Consider the following 20,411-nt stretch of genomic DNA (forward strand, 5'->3'; position numbering starts at 1 on the left):
GACTCACACCCGTTCGATCACCATCGCGAGGCCCTGCCCCATGCCGATGCACAGGCTGAGCACCGCGTAGCGGCCGTTGCGCCGCTGCAGCTCGCGCGCGGCGGTGAGCGCGAGGCGCGCCCCGGACGCGCCGAGCGGGTGGCCGAGGGCGATCGCGCCGCCGTTGGGATTCACGCGCGAGTCGTCGGAGGCGACCTTCATCAGCTTGAGGCAGGCGAGCATCTGCGACGCGAAGGCTTCGTTGATCTCGATAAGGTCGAGGTCGGCGAGCGTGATGCCGGCGCGTTCGAGCGCCTTCGGGATCGCGAAGGCCGGGCCGACGCCCATGATCCGCGGATCGACGCCGGCCGCCGCACCGGCGAGGATCCGCGCGATCGGCTTCGCGCCGGCACGCTCGCCGACCGCGGCGTTGCCGAGCAGCAGCGCCGCGGCGCCGTCGTTGATGCCCGAGGCGTTGGCGGCGGTGACGACGCCGCCTTCGAAGAGTGGCCGCATTTTCGCAAGCGTCTCGTAGGTCGTGTCGGGGCGCGGGTGCTCATCCTCGGCGACGACAATGGGCGGCGTCTTGCGGCCGGTCGGGACGCTGATCGGGAGGATCTCGTCCTCGAAGAAGCGGGCTTCGCGCGCGGCGGCGTACTTCATCTGCGAGGCGGCAGCGAAGCGGTCACAGTCCTCGCGCGAGATGCCGAACTCGGCCGCGACGTTGTCGCCGGTCTCAGGCATCGTGTCGTTGCCGTATTGCTCGATGACCTGCGGGTTCGGGAAGCGCGCGCCGATCGTCGAATCGAAGACCTTGAACTCGCGGCTGTAGGCCGACTCCGCTTTGCCGACGACGAAGGGGGCGCGGCTCATGCTCTCGACGCCACCGGCCAGGTACAGCTCGCCTTCGCCGCAGCTGATGGCGCGGGCGCTGTCGAGCACGGCGGCGAGGCCGCTCGCACACAGGCGGTTGACGGTCTGCCCCGGCACCGAGGGCGGAAGGCCAGCGGCGAGCAGCGCGTTGCGCCCGATGTTGCGGCTGTCCTCGCCGGCCTGCGAGGTGCAGCCGAGGATCACGTCCTCGATCTGCTCGGCGCGGAAGGGCGAGCGGGCGACGAGTTCGCGCATCACGGTCGCGATGAGGTCGTCCGGGCGGACGGCGGCGAGCTTGCCGGCATGGCGGCCGAACGGCGAGCGCAGGCCATCGTAGATATAGGCGTCGAGCATGGGGTCTCCTCTGTGGACGCGGGGTCAGTCTTCAGGCGTCAGCAGCGACACGCCGAGGCGGGCGCGGCGGACGAGCCAGGGGCTGGGGCGATAGCGGGGATCGCGGTAGAAGTCGTGCATCGCATCGAGAATCGCGAGCACGGTCGGGGCGCCGAGGGCGTCGCCGAGCGCGAGCGGGCCTTTCGGGTAGCCGAGGCCGAGCGTGACGGCGCGATCGATGTCTTCGGGTGTCGCGATGCGTTGCTGGGCGATGTCGCAGCCGATATTGACGATGGTCGCGAGCACGCGCTGCGAGACGAAGCCGGGGCTGTCGTTGATCACGGTGACGGGTGTGCCATCGGCGGCAAAGACGCCGCGGGCGGCGTCGCGCATCGCGGGTGAAGTCAGTGGCGTGCGCATCAGCGTGCGGCGGCCGTCAAGGCCGAGCGGATCGAGCGCGAGCGTGCGGGCGGGGTCCAGCCCTTCGGCGAGCACGGCGGTCGTGGCATCCTCGCCGAGCGGCAGGACGATGCATAGCGAGTCAATGCCGGGACGGTCGCCCCGGTCGCGCCGTGCATCGAGCCGGTCGAGCAGCGCTGCGACGCGTTCGGCTGCGGGCCCGTTGCGGCGGCTCAGCCAGACCGGGGTCGCGTTCTTAGGGGGCGGCGCCTCCTCGGCTACCGGCTCGGCCTTGCCGTCGCGGTAGACGTAGAAACCGCGCCCGCTCTTGCGCCCGAGGAGCCCGGCCGCGAGGCGCTGACGCGTGATCGGCGACGGCCTGAAGCGCGGCTCCTGGTAGTACTGGTCGTAGATCGACTCCATCACCGGGTGCGACACGTCGAGCCCGGTGAGGTCCAGCAGCTCGAAGGGGCCCATGCGGAAGCCCGCCGCGTCGCGCAGGATGCGGTCGATGTCGGCGACCGCCGCGATGCCTTCGCCGAGGATGCGCAGCGCCTCGGTGGTGAAACCGCGTCCGGCATGATTGACGATGAAGCCCGGTGAGTCCTTCGCCCGCACCGGCGTGTGCCCCATGCGGCGCGCGAGTGCCATCAGCGCGTCGCCGACTGGCGGCTCGCCCAGTGCGCCGTCGATGACTTCGACGAGCTTCATCAGCGGCACGGGGCTGAAGAAATGGAAGCCCGCGACGCGCCCGGGCAGGCGACACGCGTCAGCAATCGCAGCCACGGACAGCGACGAGGTGTTCGTTGCGAGAATGCAGCGCTCGCTGACGACCTCCTCCAGACGCTGGAAAAGTCCGCACTTCGCTTCGAGGTTCTCGCTGATCGCCTCGACGACCACGTTGCAGTCCGCCAGCGCATCAAGGGACTCGGCGATCCCGAGGCGACCTGTTGCGGCCTGCGCGTCCTCGGTGGAAATTTTTCCCTTCGTGGCAAGTTTCGCGAGCGTCTGCGCGATCGCGTCGCGCGCTTCGGCGCCGGCTTCCGCACGCACGTCATGCAGCAGCACGCGAATGCCGGCCTGCACCGCGATCTGCGCGATGCCGCGCCCCATCAGGCCGGTGCCGACGACACTGAGCAGGAGATCGTTACGGTTCGCATCGAACATCGTCATTGCCCCACGTATTCCGGTTTGCGCTTATCGAGGAAGGCATGCATGCCTTCCTTCTGGTCCGCGCTGGCGAAGAGCAACTGGAATGCCTTGCGTTCGAGGGTCAGCGCAGCATCCAGCGACGCGTCCTGGCCGGCGAGCACGACTTCCTTGATCTGCATGACCGCGAGCGGCGGCAGTGCGGCGATCTCGGCGGCGAGTTCGAGCGCCCGCGCCTGTACCTCGCCGTCCGCCACGACCTCGCTCGCGAGCCCCATTTCCAGCGCCTCGCGCGCACTCACGGGCTGACCGGTCAGCACCATCTTCATCGCGCGGAACTTGCCGACGGCGCGCGTCAGCCGTTGCGTGCCGCCGGCGCCGGGCATGATGCCGATGCGCACCTCGGGTTGACCGAAGGCCGCGCCCTCGCCTGCGACGATGATGTCCGCGTGCATCGCGAGCTCGCAGCCGCCACCGAGCGCGAGGCCGTTGACGGCGGCGATGACGGGCTTCGGACAGTCGGCGATCGCCTGCCACAGGCGATGGGTGTTCCGCAGCATCATCTCGACTGCGCTGCGCTCGGAGAGATCGCGAATGTCCGCGCCGGCGGCGAAGACCTTGTCCGAACCCGCGAGCACAACGCAGCGCACGTCCGGGTTCGCGCCCACGCGCTCGAAGGCCGCCGCGAGCTGCGCGCGCGTCTCCTGGTTCAGCGCGTTGCGCACTTCCGGCCGGTTCAGACGAATCCGTGCAACCCGTTCCATAGGCTGCTCGATGATCACACTCATCGCAATTGCTCCCATCCTGGACGCCCCACTGCGAGGGCATAGTTCCAAGATAGCAAGGCCTCCCTATTTAGGTCAATATATTTACCTATATAGCCAAGAACCACGCAGCTGTCGCTTCCATACTGCCCTGGCCTTTACACTTCGCCTATCTGCGACGGACCGGCTTGACGCGCCAATTTATATCAATACTATTACCAATTAAGGCGCAAAAGATCCGGCGCGCCGCGGCCGCATGCGTGACAGCATACGCGGAATTTGTTCCAAATCAAATCTTTTGCGCTGCAATTGATTGCAACGGAGATCGCCATGAACCCACCCCGCGTATTTGCCATCGACGGCGTCGTGCCGGTCGTCCACCCGACCGCCTACATCCATCCAACGGCCGTGCTGATCGGTGACGTTATCGTCGGCCCCGGCTGCTACGTCGGCCCCTGCGCGAGCCTGCGCGGCGATTTCGGGCGATTGATCCTCGAAGCGGGCGTCAATGTGCAGGACACCTGCGTGATCCACAGCTTCCCCGAGCACGATACGGTCGTACATGAGAACGGCCATATCGGCCACGGCGCGGTGCTGCACTGCTGCACGATCGAGCGCAACGCGCTGGTCGGCATGAACGCGGTGGTCATGGACAACGCGGTGATCGGCGAGAACTCCTTCGTCGCCGCGTGCAGTTTCGTCAAGGCGGGAATGGTCGTGCCGTCGAACTCGCTCGTTGCCGGCGTGCCGGCGAAAGTCGTGCGGGCGCTGACCGAGCAGGAGATGGCGTGGAAGGTCCAGGGCACGGGCATCTACCAGAACCTCGCGGTACGCTGCCTCGAGACGATGGTCGAGACCCACGCGCTCGCCGCCGTCGAAGCGGATCGCAAGCGCATCGTGATGCCGCAGATCGTGCCGCTGAGCGAGCAGAAGCAGCGGGGCTAGAAAGACGGCCCGGTGCGCTTGCACCGGGCCGTTAAAAACACCGGCGGACGAGGGAAAAAGGAGGTGCCGCGCCGGCGGCCAGTCCGTTCAGCGCATTGCGCTGTCCGGGCCCGCAGAAGAAGACGAAGGGACGTTCAAGTATTCGGTGAGCCGTGCACGCTCGGGGACACGCCGGTTTTCGGGCGCGTCCGGCGCCGCAGGATCGCGCCGGCCGACACCGCCGCCTGCGCGCCGCGCTCCGGTGCCGGATCACGCGCCCGGCCGTTCATTCGCCGGCGTCCCGGATCATGTTGCGCGCGATCACGAGCTGCTGGATCTGGCTCGTGCCCTCGAAGATGCGGAACAGGCGCACGTCGCGGTAGAAGCGCTCGATGCCGTATTCGGCGAGATACCCGGCGCCGCCGAAGATCTGCACCGCGCGGTCGGCGACGCGGCAGCACATCTCCGATGCGAAGAGCTTCGCGCACGCGGCCTCGGTGCCCACATCGCGCCCCTCATCGCGCTTCCGTGCCGCATCCACGACCATGCTGCGCGCGGCGTAGATCTCGGCGCGGCTGTCGGCGAGCATCGCCTGGATGAGCTGGAACTCGGCGATCGGCTTGCCGAACTGCTTACGCTCCATCGCGTAGCGCAGCGCATCCGCCAGCATGCGTTCGGAGACGCCGACGCAGATCGCGGCGATGTTGATGCGGCCCTTGTCGAGCACCTTCATCGCGGTCTTGAAGCCGACCTCTTCCTTGCCGCCGATCAGGTTCGACGCCGGAATGCGGCAGTCCTCGAAGATCACATCGCAGGTATGGGCGCCCTTCTGCCCCATCTTCTTGTCGATGTGGCCGAGCGATAGGCCCGGCGTGCCCTTCTCGACGATGAAGGCCGAAATGCCGTATGCGCCCCTCTCGTTGGAATTGGTGCGCGCCATCACCGTGAAGATGCCCGCTTCGGGTGCGTTGGTGATGTAGCGCTTGGTGCCGTTCAACACATAGTGGTCGCCGTCGCGGCGCGCCGTCGTGCGCAGGCTGCCCGCGTCGGAACCGGCGTCCGGTTCGGTCAGCGCGAAGGAGCCGATGATCTCGCCGGACGCGAGGCGCGGCAGGTAGTCGCGCTTCTGCTGGTCGGTCCCGTCGATGACGATGCCCTGGGCGCCGATGCCGTTGTTGGTCGCAAAGAGCGAACGGAAGCACGGCGAGGTCTGGCCGATCTCGAAGGTCGCGAGGACCTCCTCCTCCATCGTCAGCCCCATGCCGCCGAATTCTTCGGGAATCGACAGGCCGAAGAGGCCCAGCTCCTTCATCTCGTCGACCAGCGCCTGCGGGATCTGGTCGGTCTCGGCGACGAGCGCCTCCTGCGGCACGAGGCGCTCGCGTACGAAGCGCGAGATCGTGTCGAGAAGAATATTGAGTGTCTCCTGATCTCGGATCATGTCGTTTCCCCCTCCGGTGTTGCGGGTGCTTATGCTCTTGGATGTCCGGCGCGCGCTGCCCGATATCGGGCAGCGCCGCCGAAGACGCTTACTTCTGGTGCTTGCGGAACTCGGGCTTGCGCTTCTCGCGGAACGCGTTGCCGCCTTCGGCCGACTCGGCCGTCTCGTAATAGAGCTTAAGCGCGTGCATCGCGAGCCCGCCCATGCCGCGGATCATTTCCGTGTCGACGTTGAACGACTTCTTCGCCAGCGCGATCGCGGTCGGGCTCTTCTCGACGATCTCGTCGCACCACTTCTTCACTTCGGCATCGAGCTGGTCGTGCGGCACGACCGCATTCACGAGCCCCATCGCCAGCGCTTCCTGCGCGGTGTAGCGGCGACACAAGTACCAGATCTCGCGCGCCTTCTTCTCGCCGACGACACGTGCCAGCAGCGCTGTGCCGAATCCCGGATCGACCGAGCCCACGCGCGGACCGGCCTGGCCGAGCTGAGCCTTGTCGGACGCGATCGCCAAGTCGCAGATCGTCACGAGCACGTTGCCGCCGCCAATCGCGTAGCCATTCACGCGGGCGATCACCGGCTTCGCGATATCGCGGATCGCGCTCTGCACTTCCTCGATCGGCAGCCCGATCACGCCGCGGCCGCCATAGCCGCCGTCTTGCGTGCCCTGGTCACCGCCGGTGCAGAAGGCCTTGTCGCCCGCGCCGGTCAGCACGACCACGCCGATCTTCCGATCGAAGTCGGCGTCCTTCAGCGCGTGAATCATTTCCTCGCAAGTCTGAGCGCGGAAGGCGTTGTACTGCGCCGGGCGGTTGATCGTGATGGTCGCGATGCCGTCGGCCTTGGTGTAGAGAATGTCCTGGTATTCCATGATTTTTCGTCCTCGATGTCTTTGAATTCGTCGTTAGCCGGCCATCGTCAGGCCGCCCGACACACTGACCACCTGCCCAGTGATGAACGCCGCGTCGTCGCTCGACAGGAACACGATCGCGCCCGGCAGGTCGTCCGGCTGGCCGAGGCGACCGAAAGGCACGGCGCGCGTAAAGGCCTGGCGCAGCTTCTCGCCGCGCTCTCCTTCGCCGCAGATGTCGTCGAGCAGCGGCGTGTCGGTCGGGCCGGGGCAGACGACGTTGACGCTGATCTGCTGGCGCGCGACCTCACGGGCGAGCGTCTTCGAGAAGGCGATCAGGCCGCCCTTGCAGAACGAATACACCGCCTCGCCGGAGGAGCCGCCGCGGCCGGCGTCGGACGCGATGTTGACCACACGCCCGCGGCCGCGCTCGCGCATCCCCTTGACGACCGCGTGGTGCATGTAGAGCGCGCCATAGAGGTTGATCGCGACGATCTTGTCCCACAGCGGCTTGTCGGTATCGAGGAAGTTGCCGACCTTGTCCCAGCCCGCGTTATTGACGAGCACATCCACCGGGCCGAGCTCCGCCTCGACCGCCGTCACTGCCGTGACCACCGAATCCTGGCTCGTGAGATCCATCGCGTAGGCGCGCGCCTTGCCGCCCTTCGCCTCGATCTCGCTGGCGACCGCCGCCGCAGCCTCGCGATTGATGTCGAGCACCGCGACCACCGCGCCTTCCTCGCCGAAGCGGCGGCAGATCGACGAGCCGATTCCGCCCGCGCCACCGGTGACGATGACGACCTTTCCGTTGATTCCTCTCATGCTGTTTTCCTCCTGTTGGATGACATCAAATTGCTGGCCCATTGCGTTCAGGCCGTGCTTTGGGATTCAATGAGACCCCTTTCAACCGCTCCCACGCCTCGATGACCGACCTTCCCGACGATCAGGACGCTGCCTCCATCGAGATCGCCAACCGCCTGTTCTTCCGCTTCTTCCAGGCCGCCAACACGCTGCACACCAAGGGCACGCAAGCCCTCGACGAATTCGGCGTGACGACGCAGCAGTGGTCCGTGCTCGGTGCGCTGTCGCGCCCGCAGGTCAAGGACGGCATGAGCGTCGGCGAGCTGACCCGCTACCTGCTCGTGAGCCGCCAGAACCTGTCGGGCCTGCTGACCCGCCTCGAACGCGACGGCCTGATCGAGCGCGCGACCAGCACCGAAGACCGCCGCTCGCGCAAGGTGAAGCTCAGCGCCAAGGGCGAAGAGCTCTGGGTCGCACTCGCCAAGCCGATCCACGACTTCTACGACGGCGCGCTGAAAGGCTTCTCGTTCGACGACCGCCTGCAGTTCATCCATTACGTGAGCCTCCTGCAGCGCAACATGGCGAAGCACCAGAACCGCTAGATCGCGTGGGTCGCGAGCTTCTCGCGCCCGATGATCATCTTCATGATGTTCGCGGTGCCGTCGCCGATCTGCAGACCCATGACGTCGCGATAGCGCTGACCGAAGGCGTAGTCGCTCGCATAGCCGCCGTGGCCATGCGTGAGCAGGCACTGGTGGATGATTTCGCACGCCACCTTCGGTGCCCACCACTTGCACATCGCCGCCTCCGCGGTGTGTTCCAGTCCCTGATCCTTCAGCCACAGCGTCTTCAGGCATAACGCCCGGCAGGCCTCGTACATCGTCTCGGCCTCCGCGAGCGGGAAGGTCACGCCCTGGAAGTCGGCGATCGGCTTGCCGAAGGCCTCGCGTTCCTGCACGTAGCGCCAGGTCTCGTCCAGCGAGGCGCGTACCACCCCCATGCACTGGATGCCGATCAGCGCCCGGCTGTAGTCGAAGCCCTGCATCACCTGCACGAAGCCCTGGCCCTCGTCGCCGAGCATCATCTCGGCCGGTAGGCGCACGTCGTCGAAGAAGATCGACCCGCGGCCGACCGGGCGCGTGCCGATGTCGTCGAAAGCCGTGCGCGTGATGCCCGGCAGATCCATCGGCACGAGGAAGGCACTGATGCCGCGGGCGCGGTCGGCGTCCGTGCCGGTGCGAGCGAACACCACCGCGACGTCGGACTGGGTCGCCATCGAGATCGAGGTCTTCTCGCCGTTGAGCACGAAGTCCTTGCCGTCGCGCGTCGCCTTGAGCTTAAGCCGCGCCGCGTCCGACCCTGCGCTCGGCTCGGTCAGCGCGATCGCGATCGTCTTGCGCCCGGCGATCACCTGCCCGAGCCATTCCTTGGCGATGTCGGGCCGCGCGTAGTTCGCCACGATCTGGCCGCACAGCGAGGTCAGCAGATTCACGTAGGAGACGTTGAAGTCGCCGTACGAGATCTGCTCCAGCAGCAGGCCGCTCGTGACGCAATCGACGCCGAGCCCGCCGTGCTCCTCGGACAACTCCGGACCGAGCAACCCCATCTCGCCCATCTCGCGGATCACTTCGCGCTCGATGCGCTCGGCCTTCTCACGCGCCTGATAGCCCGGCGCCAGGCGATTCCTTGCGAACTTTTCGGCTGTTTCGACGAGCGCCGACTGCTCGGGACTGAGACTGAAATCCATCGCTGCACCTCCTCCGTTTGCCATGGATGCATTCTAGGAAGCGCTCGGATAATTTGTCAATATATTGCTATATATTCCCATGTGGGCGTTTCGGCAGGATGTGTTTAAAGCGGCGCATTTAACGGCTATTCAGGCGTTTATTTGCCTATCCGCGGCGCAGTACAGCAACACCGGGTCGTATTGACCTCCGCATTTTCAGACAATATATTTACCAATAACGACGCAGGGCTTTGTTGCAGCGCCCCCCCCCACAACCCCGACCAGATTCCCCACCCAAGGAGCGAGACACGCGCGTCCGGCGAGCCTAAACCCTCCCAGCCGCCGCGGTTTTTCAGGAGAAATCAATGAACTTCGATCCCGTACTGCTCGCGTCGCGCATGGCACCGATGAAGATCGCCGGGCTGTGGCGTGACCAGACGATCAACCGTTTCGTCGAGCAGGCCCTCGCGCGCTGCCCCGACAAGACGGCCATCGTCGATTACCGGAAGGATGTCGCCGAGCCACTGCGGCTCAGCTACCGGGAGCTCGACCGCCGCGCCGGGCTGATCGCGCGCAATCTCGCCGCGATAGGCGTCGGCCGCGGCGACGTCGTGACCTTCCAGCTGCCGAACTCCTGGGAATTCATCGCGCTGTCGCTCGCCTGCGCCCGCCTCGGCGCGGCCGCGAACCCCGTGATGCCGATGTTCCGCCAGCACGAACTCGGCTTCATGCTGAACTTCGGCGAGTCGAAGGTCTTCGTGGTCCCGAAGAGCTTCCGCGGCTTCGACTATGAGGCGATGGCGCGCGAGATGCTGCCCGCGCTGCCTCATCTCAAGCGCCTGGTCGTCGTCGGCGGCGACGGCGAGGACGGTTTCGATCGCGCGCTGCTGCGCGACGACGCGCCGCCGCTGCAAGGGCCCGGAATCGCCCCCGACGACGTGCTGCTCCTGATGTACACCTCGGGCACGACTGGCGAGCCCAAAGGCGTGATGCACACCTCGAACACGCTGTTTTCGAACCTGCACGCCTACATCGAGACGATGAAGCTCACGAGCGCCGACATCGTGCTCGGCGCCTCGCCGATGGCCCACCTCACCGGCTACGGCTATCTCGCGATGATCCCGCTGATCCTGAATTCGACGACCGTGCTGATGGACGTCTGGGACGCAAAACGCGCGCTCGACATCATCCGCCGCGAAGGCGTCACCTTCAGCATGGCCTCGTCCGCCTTCGTCGCCGACCTGTGCCTCGCGGTCGAAAACGGTGAAGCCACCTCGCCGATCTTCACCAAGTTCAACTGCGCCGGCGCGCCGATCCCACCGGTGCTGATCGAACGCGCCCACCGCATGATGGGCCTCACGATCAGCTCGGCCTGGGGCATGACCGAATGCGGCGCCGTCACCGTGACCGAACCGGCACGCGCACTCGAAAAATCCGGCATCTCCGACGGCCGGCCACTCACCGGCATGCAGCTGAAGATCATCGACGCCGCCGGTGCCGAAGTGCCGCCGGGCGAAACCGGTTCGCTGCGCATCCGCGGCGCCTCGCTTTTCGCCGGCTACCTCAAGCGCCCCCACCTCAACGCCACCTCCGACGACGGCTGGTTCGACACCGGCGACCTCGCCTTCGTCGACGACGAGGGCTACATGCGCATCAACGGCCGCGCCAAGGACATCGTGATCCGCGGCGGCGAGAACATCCCGGTGATGGAGATCGAGAACCTCCTCTACCAGCACCCTTCGGTGATGAGCTGCGCGGTGGTCGGCTACCCCGACGCGCGACTCGGCGAACGCGCCTGCGCCTTCGTGTCGGTCAAGCCCGGCACGACGCTCACACTCGACGACCTGCGCACCTTCTTCGAAGACCGCAAGGTCGCCCGCCAGTACTGGCCCGAACGGCTCGAACTCATCGAAGCCCTGCCCGCGACGCCGAGCGGCAAGGTGCAGAAATTCCGGCTGCGCGAGATGGCGCGGCAATTCGGCCAGACCGCATAAACGACGGAGTCCGCATGAACACCACCACCAAGGTCATCCTGACCGAGACCCACGACCGCGTCGGCCTGATCCGCCTCAACCGCCCGCAGGTCTTCAACGCCCTCAATGACGAAGTGATGGACGCCCTGGGCGCCGCGCTCGACGCCTTCTCCGGCGACGACGGCATCGCCTGCGTCGTCATCACCGGCAACGACAAGGCCTTCGCCGCCGGCGCCGACATCGCAGCGATGAAGACGTGGAACTACATGGACGTCTACAAGACGGACTTCATCACCCGCAACTGGGAGCACCTGAAAAGCTTCCGCAAGCCCGTGATCGCCGCAGTGTCCGGCCTCGCGCTCGGCGGCGGCTGCGAGCTCGCGATGATGTGCGACATCGTCTATGCATCGACCGACGCCCGCTTCGCACTGCCCGAGATCAAGCTCGCCACGGTCCCCGGCTGCGGCGGCACCCAGCGTCTGCCGCGCGCCGTCGGCAAGGCGAAGGCGATGGAGATGTGCCTCACGGGGCGCATGATCGATGCGGCCGAAGCCGAGCGCGCCGGCCTCGTGTCGCGCACCTTTCCGGCGGAGCAACTGCTCGAGGAAGCGCTCGCGACCGCGAAGCTGATCTCCGGCTACTCGCTACCGGCGCTGATGATGATGAAGGAAGCCGTCAATCGCGCCTTCGAGGCCCCGCTCGGCGAAGGGCTGCTCTTCGAGCGCCGCACGCTGCATGCATCGTTCGCGCTCGACGACCAGAAGGAAGGGATGGCGGCCTTCACAGAAAAGCGCAAGCCCGCATTCCGCCACCGCTAAGTACATTGTCAATTCGGCGGGTAGCTGCGGCACGGCACCGCATGCCATCGACCTAGACGCCGTCGGCTGCCGCGAAGTGCGCAATCTATGCTTTTAGTCATAGCGTAGAAGATCAGGGATCGCTTATCATTCGGCATCGTTAAGCGGCGATCCGACAGTGAGCAGATACAGCATCCGTAGGCGTCTTGGTCTTCAGGCGCTCTTCATCGGCGCGGTGATGCTGTGTCTTGCGCTCGCCTTTGTCTGGTCGCAGCGCGAGACCGACCGGGCGCTCGAACATATCTTCCGCGACGAGATGGCGCCCGCGGCGGATCTGCGCGAAATGGAATCCCAGCTCCAGTCGATCCATGTCCGGATGCAGTCCGTCCTGCTCACGCAGGCGTCGCCGCTCGGGGCCTTGGAGCTGTTGCGAAAGCAACGCGTCGTGCTGGAGGATGCCTGGGTCCGCTTCCGAAACGACCACCGCAATTGGCTCCGCGACCCCGGCGAGGACGAGCTGATCGCGGACATCGAGGATGCGCTGCCGGCGCTGCGGCGTTTCCTCGACGCGACCGAAACCGCATACCGCATCTACGACCCGGTGCAGCTGACACAACTCGTGGACTCCGACTGGTATCAACTGGAGCAGGCCCTCCTCTTCAACCTGCGCTCGCTGCAGGAATTCCAGGAGCGCCACGCCCGCGCCGCAATCACCGGGCTCGACCGCTCGATCCTCAAGACACGCGTCGTCGTCGGCTCGCTGCTGATCGGCGGCCTGCTCTTTCTCGGCGTCTTTTCGATCCGTCTCGGCCGCTACATCATGCAGCGCATCGTCGACGTGGAGGAGACCCTCGAAGCCATCGCCAGCGGCAACCAGACCGTGACCGTTCCCTATAGCGAAGGTGAAACGGAGATGGCGCGGATCGCTACGGCCATCAACCGCACCGTCGCGCAGATGGCAGACGACCGAGCCGCGATCGATCGCCTCAGCCACCGCCAGCAGGCGATCCTCGAATCGGCGGCCGAGGGCATCTACGGGGTCGACGTGCGCGGAGAGATCATCTTCATGAACCCGGCCGCGCTCGCGATGCTCGGGTATGAGGAGATCGACATCCTCGGGCGCCCCTCCCACAATCTGCTGCATCATCACCACGCCGACGGCAGCCCTTACCCGATCGCCGATTGTGCGATCGCCCGCGCCCGCCGGCAGGGGCGGATCATCCATCGCGACGACGAAGTGTTCTTCCGTCGCAACGGCGAGAGTTTTCCGGTCGAATACACGGCGGCCCCCCTCGTCGATAGCGACCAGTCGGTCGGTGCCGTCGTGGTGTTCCGCGACGTCACAAAACGCCGCGAGCAGGAGAGCCTGCTGCGTGAAACGATCGCCCAGCTGCGGGAAACCAACGCCCGCCTCGCCGACACGCAGACGCAACTCGTGCAGGCCGAGAAGCTCGTCGGCCTCGGCGCGCTCGCCGCCGGCGTGGCCCACGAGATCAACAATCCGATCGGCTTCGTGAGCTCCAATTTCGCGGTCCTCGCGAACTACACCGAGGATCTGCTGAAGCTCGTCGCGCGTTACGAAGCGCTACTCGAGGATAGCGCCGACATGCAGACGCAATCGGTCGTCCAGCGCCTGCACGACGAGGCGGATATCGATTTCGTGCGCGGGGACGCTCAGGCGCTGATCGAGGAAACCCGCGACGGCCTGCAACGTGTCATCCGCATCGTTGCGGACCTGCGCGAATTTTCGCGCGTCGACTCGCTCGACGACTGGAACGAGGTCGACATCCATCACGCCATCGACACCACGCTGCGCGTCCTGGCCCCCACTCTCCAGGGCAAGGCGACCATCATGCGCGACGAGGCGCCGCTGCCGCGCGTCCGCGGCAATGCCGCGCAGCTCAACCAGGTGCTGATGAACCTCCTGCTCAATGCCACGCATGCAATCGGGGACAAGGGCACGATCACGATCCGGACTTCGCACGCCGAGGACGAAGTCTGCATCGAGGTGCAGGACGACGGCTGCGGCATGGCGCCGGACGTGCGCGCACGGATGTTCGACCCCTTCTACACCACGCGTCCGGTCGGACAAGGCACCGGCCTGGGGCTATCGGTTGCCTACAGCGTAGCGCGGGCACACGGCGGTCGTTTCGAGGTCGATAGTGCCCCCGGGCAGGGAACCGCGATCCGTCTGTGGCTCCCGCTGACGAACGAACCGCACGCCGTTCGGCCCCGCGGCGAAACGATCCAGTAAGGTCACCCTTCAGGCCGCGGGCATCCCTGTCGCCCCGTTCGCCTTCGGCTGCACGACCGCCTCGTAGTAGCTGAACGCGTCGCGCAAATGCCCGCGCAGCGTCTCGTCGTCCCACGGCTTGGTCAGGAACTTGTACAGCGCGCCGCTATTGACCGCCTGCATGATGGACTCGAGCTCGGTATAGCCGGACAGCACGATCCGCACCGTCTCCGGGTGCAGCACCTTCACGCGTGAGAGGAATTCCGTGCCGTTCATTTCCGGCATGCGCTGGTCGGAGAGGATCACTTGCACCGGCTGACTCGCTAGGATTTCCAGGGCCTCTCGCGCGCTGCCGGCAGTCACCACGCGGTAGCCTTCGCCGCGCAGCAGCCGCCGGATCGCCGACAGGATGTTCGGCTCGTCGTCGACGACCAGCAGCGTGCGCGCAGCCGGCAATTGGGCGAGTCCGGGCAGGGCCTTGTCCTGGCGCAACTGGTTGCAGAACTCCTCGGCCGGCACCGGTTTGCTGAACAGGTAGCCCTGCATCTTGTCGCAGCGGTTCTTCCGCAGGTAGCCCAGTTGAGGCTCGGTTTCGACCCCTTCGGCAACGACCTCGATGCCCATGCGGTGTGCGAGCCCGATCACCGACGTCGCGATGATGGCCGAACTCGGATCCGACACGATGTCCGTGACGAAGGAGCGGTCGATCTTCAGCTGGTCGATGGGGAAGCGGCTGAGGTAGCCGAGGCTCGAATAGCCGGTGCCGAAGTCGTCGAGTGACAGCCGCACGCCGAGGCGCTTCAAGGCGACCAGGCGCTGCACGGTCTCCTCCGGGCGCTCCATCAGGATGCTCTCGGTGAGCTCCAGCATCAGGCGTCGAGGTTCCACTTCATGGCGCTTGAGCGCCGCCTCGACCGTCCCTTCCAGGTCGCCGCTGCGGAACTGCCTGGCCGACACGTTGACCGCGACATTCACGTACAGCATCCCCGCGTCGGTCCAGGCCCGCAACTGCCGGCAAGCCTCTTCGACGACCCACGCCCCGATCGGCACGATCAGCCCCGAGCGCTCGGCGAGCGGGATGAACTGCAGCGGCGGCACCAGTCCCTGCCCCGGGCGCTGCCAGCGGATCAGCGCTTCGGCGCCGCTGATGCGGCCGCTGACGAGGTCGACCTTGGGCTGGTAGTACAGCACGAACTCCCCGCGTTCGAGCGCGCGGCGCAAGGCCACTTCCATCTCCAGCGTGCTCAGCGCCTGGCTGTTGAGCTCGCCGGTGTAGTAGCTCAGCTGTCCGCCGCCCAGCTCCTTCGCGCGATGCGCCGCAGTGTTGGCCTTGTCGAGCAACACCTGCGCCGTGTCGCCGTCTTCCGGGCAGACGCTGATACCGATGCTCGATGTTACGTAAGCCTCCCGCGCCCCGGGGAGGCTGAACGGCGCATCGAGCAGCCCCTGCAGCTCGCGCGCCATGCGTTCGGCGTCGCGAAAATCCGCCAGCCCCTCCATCACGATGACGAACTGGTCTCCCACGAGGCGCGCGAGCGTGTCTTCGCTACGCAGGCGTCCGCGCAGCCGCTCGGCCACCGCCTGCAGCACGCTATCGCCGGCAGCGTGGCCGAGGCTGTCGTTGATGGTCTTGAATCGATCCAGATCGAACACCATCACGGCGACGCCGTGCCCCTGCCCGTGCCGGCGCGCGCGCTCCAGCGCATGCTCGAGGCGCACTTCGAGCAGCACGCGGTTGGGCAGATCCGTGAGCAGGTCGAAATGCGCGAGATGGCGCAGCTTTTCCTCGCTGTGCTTGAGCTGCGACAGGTCGCTCGCGAGCGCGACGTAATGCGTCGGATTTCCTGCCTCGTCACGCACCGTATGGATCGAAAGCCACTGTGGGAAGACTTCCCCGTCCTTGCGCCGGTTCCACACTTCCCCTTCCCAGAAACCGACGGCCTTGATGTTCTCCCACATCGCGCGGAAGAAGGTAGGGTCCTGGCGCCCGGAACGCAGGATATTCGGATTCTGCCCGAGCGCTTCAGCCTCGCTGTAGCCGGTCAGGCGCGTGAAGGCCGGATTGACGGCCAGGATGCGTGGCGTGAGGTCGGTGATGAAGACCGCCTCGCGGCTGCTTTCGAGCGCGACCGCATACAGTCTCAGGCGCTCCTGCGCCTCGCGCTCCCCGGTGATGTCGTTCCACGAGCCGACGACGGTCGCCGCCGCCTCGCCCTTGCCCGCGCCGATCAGCCGAAGGTGGTCGCGAATCCATCTCACGCCGCCGGATTTGTCGAAAAAACGGTACTCCGTCACCGTCTGCCCCTCGGCAAACAGACGCGGCGCCTGCGCAAACACGCGTTCGCGGTCGTCGGGATGCAGGTGCGACAGCCACCAGTCCGGCTGCAGGCATTCCTCCATCTCGTATCCGAGCAGCACCGTGACGTTCTCGCTCGCCCACGTCGGCACGAAGCGCCCATCCTCGACGCGCAGCGCATAGACCACCGCCGGGCTGGCCGCCAGCACGTGCTTGAGTCGCTCGCCCAACTCATGCTCACGCGCGCGTTCGCGCTCCAGCAGCATCTGCTGGTGCACCTTTTCGAGGACCAGCGGCAGGCGCTCCCCGTAACCGAGGCGCTTGGGCATGTAATCGTCGGCGCCGGCCTCGAGGGCGGCAAGCGCTGTCGTCTGGTCTGCGGACGCGGTCAGCACGACTACGGACAGGGGCAGGCCGCGGTCGCGGACGTCCGCGAGCACGTCGAAGCCGCTGCCGTCGGGCAGCCACAGATCGGCAAGGACGATGTCGTAATCCGGCGCCTTCCCCGCAAGGCGGGCCCGGGCCTCGGCGACCGTCCCCACGATGTCGAGCCGCAGCCCCGGCAAGTGTCGCTCCAGCGCACCTCGCACGAGGTCCACATCCGTCGGGTTGTCCTCGAGACAGAGCACGCGCAGGATCGGGGAAGCTCCGCCACTGGCCGTATCGCGGGAACGGGTGGGACCGTCGGTCATGGTTTTTACCTTGTTCTTATGATGTGGCGGCGACTAGCCGCCTTTTTCCGGCAGTCCGGCGACCGGCAGGACCATTCGGAAAGTCGCCCCCTGCCCGACCGTGCTCGACACCTCCAGCTTGCCCCCATGCCGCTCGACGATGTCCCGTGAAATCGACAGTCCGAGCCCGGTGCCCTTGCCCACCGGCTTGGTCGTGAAGAAGGGTTCGAAGATCCTTGCCTGGACCTCGGGCGGAATACCCTTACCGGTGTCGCTCACTTCGACCCAGGCCCAGTCCTCGTCGGCCCCGGTCCGCAGCGTGATCCGTCCCATCGTCTCGATGGCCTGCGCGGCGTTCGACAGCAGGTTCATGAATACCTGATTGATCTGCGCCGGCACGCAATTGACGAGCGGCAGATCGCCGAACTCGCGGATCACCTCGGCCTTGTACTTGATCTCGTTGCGGATCACGTTGAGCGTGCTTTCCAGTCCGCGATGCAGGTCGGCCTCCTGGCGCTGCCCGTCATCGACGCGCGAAAAATCCTTCAGATCGTTGATGATCTCCTTCACGCGCGCGAGTCCATCGAGCGACTCGGTCAGGAGGTCCGGGATGTCCTGCCGCAGGTAATCGAACTCGACCTCCGCGCGCACGTCGGCCATTTCGACGCGCGTCGGATGTTCCGGCGGCAGCGCCGCTTCCATCTTCTCGTAGGCGGCGATCACAGCGAAGACCCGTTCCATGTAGGTTTTCAGCGATCCGAGGTTCGAGCTGATGAAGCCCACCGGATTGTTGATCTCGTGCGCGACACCGGCAGCGATCTGCCCGACGGCGGCCATCTTTTCCAGCTGCAGGAGACGGCTTTCCGCCTGCTCCAGGCGTTCGCGCAGCTGTTGCGTTTCGTCGCCGGCCTCGCCGCCTCCGATGACCGGTTGAGGGGTCCGTGCGTCCATTCTCCCTTTCTCCTATTCCGGTTCCGGGCCGAGCACGCGCAGCACCTCGGCCACGGTCGTGTCGCCTCGCGTCACCTTCGCCCACGCGTCGTCCCACAGCGATTCGTAGCCGGAGGATCGGGCGTGGGCGAGGAGTTCCTTCATGCTGGCGCCGCGCGCGATCAGGTCGCGCAGCAATTCGTCCGGCAGCAGGATTTCGTACAGGCCGAGACGCCCGCGGTAGCCCGTGCCGTCACATTCGGCGCAGCCCGCACCGATGAACCCGGCCGGCGGCGCGTTGCGAAAGCGGGGTCCGAGGCGCGCGGCCTGCGCCGGATCGGGCGCGATCTCCTGCCTGCAATGGCGGCAGATGCGCCGCACCAGACGCTGCGCGATCACGCCTTCGAGCGCGCTCGCGATGATGAAGGGCTTCATGCCGAGGTCGAGCAGACGCGCCACAGTCGCCATCGCCGAATTGGTATGCAGCGTCGACAGCACCTGATGCCCGGTCAGCGCCGCATGGAAGGCGACCTCGGCCGTGTCGAAGTCGCGGATCTCGCCGATCAGCAGCACGTCCGGGTCCTGGCGCAGGATCGAGCGCAGCACCGCCGGGAAGGTCAGGCCGATCTTCTCCTTCACGAGCACCTGGCCGGCGCTGTCGAGGTAGTACTCGACCGGGTCCTCGATGGTGATGTAGTTCTTGGCGGGCGTGGCATTGGCCTGCAGCAGCGAATACAGCGTCGTCGTCTTGCCGCTGCCGGTCGGGCCGGTCGCGAGCAGCAGCCCTTGCGGCTTGTCGACCATCACGCGCACCTTGGCGAGCCCGCTCTCGCCGAAGCCGAGCCCGGCGAGGCTCAGCACCGCCGAGTTGCGGTCGAGGATGCGCATGACGACCTTTTCGCCATTGATCGTCGGCAGCGTCGAGATGCGCAGGTCGACGATACGCATCGGCGATTTCACCGTGAGGCGCCCGTCCTGCGGACGGCGGCGCTCGGAGATGTCGAGCTCGGCCATGATCTTCAGACGCGATACGAGCGGACTGTGCAGCGCGTGCGGGATCTGGATCTTGTCCTGCAGCACGCCGTCGATGCGCAGGCGCACGACGACGTTCTTCGTGCGCGGCTGGATGTGGATGTCGGACGCGCCGAGCCGCATCGCCTCCAGGATGATCGCGTTGGCGAGGCGAATCGCCGGCGGCTCGTTGGTCGACGCCAGCAGCTCGTCGAGCGGGACGGTGTCCTCGTCCTCGATGACGATCTCGATCCCCTCGTAGGGGTCCGGGTTGCCGGCCATCGTCTGCAGCTCGGAGAAGTCGACGCCTTCGCGGTCGCCGTACACCTCCTTGATCTTCGCGCGGATCCCCTCGATGTCGGCCATCACGACCTTGAGGTCGAGGCCCGCCGTGAAGCGCACGTCGTCGATCAGGCCGGCGTCCATCGGGTCCGCCACCGCCAGCATCAGGCGCCGGCCTTCGAGCTTCAGCGGGATCACCAGCTGCCGCTCGCAGAAGCTGCGCGGAATGAGTTCGGCGACCGCCTGATCGACGCGGAACTCGCCGAGCGAAACCTCCTCGACCAGCATCTCGTCGCGCAGGATCTTGCGCAGCGGCTTCTCCGTGACCCAACCGCGCTCGAGCAGCAGCTTGACCATCGGCTCCTTGTGGATGCCCTGCAGCCGCGTGAGCTCCTGCAACTGGTTGCCGGTGATCAGGTTCTTCTTGTGCAGCATCATCCCGAGCTGGCTGCGGTTCGACACCGCGAGCCGCGACAGCGCCGAGATTTCCTTCGACTTCTTCGCGTTCTCCTGGCTCAGCGCGCGGTTCTTCTGGACGAGGTCGAACTGCTCCAGCGCGAGCGACACCGTGACGCGCAGATCGTCGTCGTTCCACGGCTTGAGGATGAACTTGTAGACCGCCCCCTCGTTGATCGCGCCCATCACCGCGCCCGTATCCGCGTGGCCGGTGAGCATGATGCGGATGGTGTCCGGATACAGCGCCTTGACCTGCTTGAGCAACTCCGCGCCGCTCATGCCGGGCATCATGTAATCGCTGATGATGACGTGCGCGCTCGCCTCGCGCATGCGGGCCAGCGCCTCGTTGCCGTTGCCGGCGGTCACCACCTCGTAGGCTTCCGAGCGGAAAGTGCGCGTCAGCGCCTTCAGGATCGACGGCTCGTCGTCGACGATCAGCAGCCGATACCGGGCCGGCGCCGGCGCCGCGGTTTCCGCGGCGGGCGCGCCCTGTCCGGTGAAGTAGGCGGCGTAATTGGTCATG

General features: G+C 66.3%; 15 protein-coding genes. 5 read left to right on the plus strand and 10 right to left on the minus strand.

Translation table 11 applies throughout. From position 1 onward, the window contains the following. Positions 1-3: 3 nt before the first annotated feature. Genes VJ673_RS15890 through VJ673_RS15900 form a run of 3 tightly spaced genes read right to left on the minus strand, consistent with a single transcriptional unit; the run spans position 4 to position 3,521 of the window. Entirely contained in the window at positions 4-1,206 is a 1,203-nt protein-coding gene (locus VJ673_RS15890) for a 3-oxoadipyl-CoA thiolase (RefSeq protein WP_324127115.1), read from the minus strand. A gap of 24 nt (positions 1,207-1,230) precedes the next feature. Then, complete coding sequence (locus VJ673_RS15895) at positions 1,231-2,757, minus strand: 3-hydroxyacyl-CoA dehydrogenase (RefSeq protein WP_324127116.1); 1,527 nt, start codon at positions 2,755-2,757, stop codon at positions 1,231-1,233. After that, positions 2,754-3,521 carry an enoyl-CoA hydratase-related protein gene (locus VJ673_RS15900; protein WP_324127117.1) on the minus strand — a complete coding sequence of 256 codons (768 nt, stop codon included), beginning with the start codon at positions 3,519-3,521 and terminating at the stop codon, positions 2,754-2,756. The genes VJ673_RS15895 and VJ673_RS15900 overlap by 4 nt, the downstream gene beginning before the upstream one ends. Positions 3,522-3,827: 306 nt before the next feature. Between VJ673_RS15900 and VJ673_RS15905 the strand changes: the two genes are divergently transcribed. After that, entirely contained in the window at positions 3,828-4,442 is a 615-nt protein-coding gene (locus VJ673_RS15905) for a phenylacetic acid degradation protein PaaY (protein ID WP_324127118.1), read from the plus strand. A 265-nt stretch (positions 4,443-4,707) separates the two neighbouring features. Here the strand turns inward: VJ673_RS15905 and VJ673_RS15910 are convergent, their stop codons facing one another. From VJ673_RS15910 to badH, 3 genes are all read right to left on the minus strand, one after another. Continuing rightward, complete coding sequence (locus VJ673_RS15910) at positions 4,708-5,862, minus strand: acyl-CoA dehydrogenase family protein (RefSeq protein WP_324127119.1); 1,155 nt, start codon at positions 5,860-5,862, stop codon at positions 4,708-4,710. Between the two features lie 88 nt (positions 5,863-5,950). Continuing rightward, entirely contained in the window at positions 5,951-6,733 is a 783-nt protein-coding gene (gene badI, locus VJ673_RS15915; RefSeq protein ID WP_324127120.1) for a 2-ketocyclohexanecarboxyl-CoA hydrolase, read from the minus strand. Between the two features lie 33 nt (positions 6,734-6,766). Next, positions 6,767-7,534, minus strand: coding sequence for a 2-hydroxycyclohexanecarboxyl-CoA dehydrogenase (gene badH, locus VJ673_RS15920; protein ID WP_324127121.1), 768 nt, complete (start codon positions 7,532-7,534; stop codon positions 6,767-6,769). A 101-nt stretch (positions 7,535-7,635) separates the two neighbouring features. Here badH and VJ673_RS15925 point away from each other — a divergent pair, with 101 nt between their 5' ends. Further along, positions 7,636-8,115, plus strand: coding sequence for a MarR family winged helix-turn-helix transcriptional regulator (locus tag VJ673_RS15925; protein WP_324127122.1), 480 nt, complete (start codon positions 7,636-7,638; stop codon positions 8,113-8,115). On the opposite strand, the gene aliB is transcribed toward VJ673_RS15925, so the two are convergent. Further along, complete coding sequence (gene aliB / locus VJ673_RS15930) at positions 8,112-9,260, minus strand: cyclohexanecarboxyl-CoA dehydrogenase (protein WP_324127123.1); 1,149 nt, start codon at positions 9,258-9,260, stop codon at positions 8,112-8,114. The genes VJ673_RS15925 and aliB overlap by 4 nt on opposite strands. Positions 9,261-9,604: 344 nt before the next feature. Between aliB and aliA the strand changes: the two genes are divergently transcribed. The 3 genes from aliA to VJ673_RS15945 all read left to right on the plus strand — a co-directional run bounded on the left by aliA (position 9,605) and on the right by VJ673_RS15945 (position 14,263). After that, complete coding sequence (gene aliA / locus VJ673_RS15935; protein ID WP_324127124.1) at positions 9,605-11,233, plus strand: cyclohexanecarboxylate-CoA ligase; 1,629 nt, start codon at positions 9,605-9,607, stop codon at positions 11,231-11,233. 14 nt (positions 11,234-11,247) lie between these two features. Continuing rightward, complete coding sequence (locus VJ673_RS15940) at positions 11,248-12,030, plus strand: enoyl-CoA hydratase (RefSeq protein WP_324127125.1); 783 nt, start codon at positions 11,248-11,250, stop codon at positions 12,028-12,030. 157 nt (positions 12,031-12,187) lie between these two features. After that, positions 12,188-14,263, plus strand: coding sequence for an ATP-binding protein (locus tag VJ673_RS15945; RefSeq protein WP_324127126.1), 2,076 nt, complete (start codon positions 12,188-12,190; stop codon positions 14,261-14,263). Between the two features lie 9 nt (positions 14,264-14,272). On the opposite strand, the gene VJ673_RS15950 is transcribed toward VJ673_RS15945, so the two are convergent. From VJ673_RS15950 to VJ673_RS15960, 3 genes are read right to left on the minus strand one after another with little or no spacing between them, the layout of a single operon-like run. After that, on the minus strand, positions 14,273-17,230 hold the full coding sequence (locus VJ673_RS15950) for an EAL domain-containing protein (protein WP_324127127.1): 2,958 nt from the start codon (positions 17,228-17,230) through the stop codon (positions 14,273-14,275). A 33-nt stretch (positions 17,231-17,263) separates the two neighbouring features. Further along, complete coding sequence (locus VJ673_RS15955) at positions 17,264-18,160, minus strand: ATP-binding protein (RefSeq protein WP_324127128.1); 897 nt, start codon at positions 18,158-18,160, stop codon at positions 17,264-17,266. A 12-nt stretch (positions 18,161-18,172) separates the two neighbouring features. After that, entirely contained in the window at positions 18,173-20,410 is a 2,238-nt protein-coding gene (locus tag VJ673_RS15960) for an ATPase, T2SS/T4P/T4SS family (protein WP_324127129.1), read from the minus strand. Position 20,411 lies beyond the last annotated feature (1 nt).

Origin of the sequence: Aromatoleum sp. (assembly GCF_035254505.1) — a bacterium.
Lineage (GTDB): Bacteria > Pseudomonadota > Gammaproteobacteria > Burkholderiales > Rhodocyclaceae > Aromatoleum.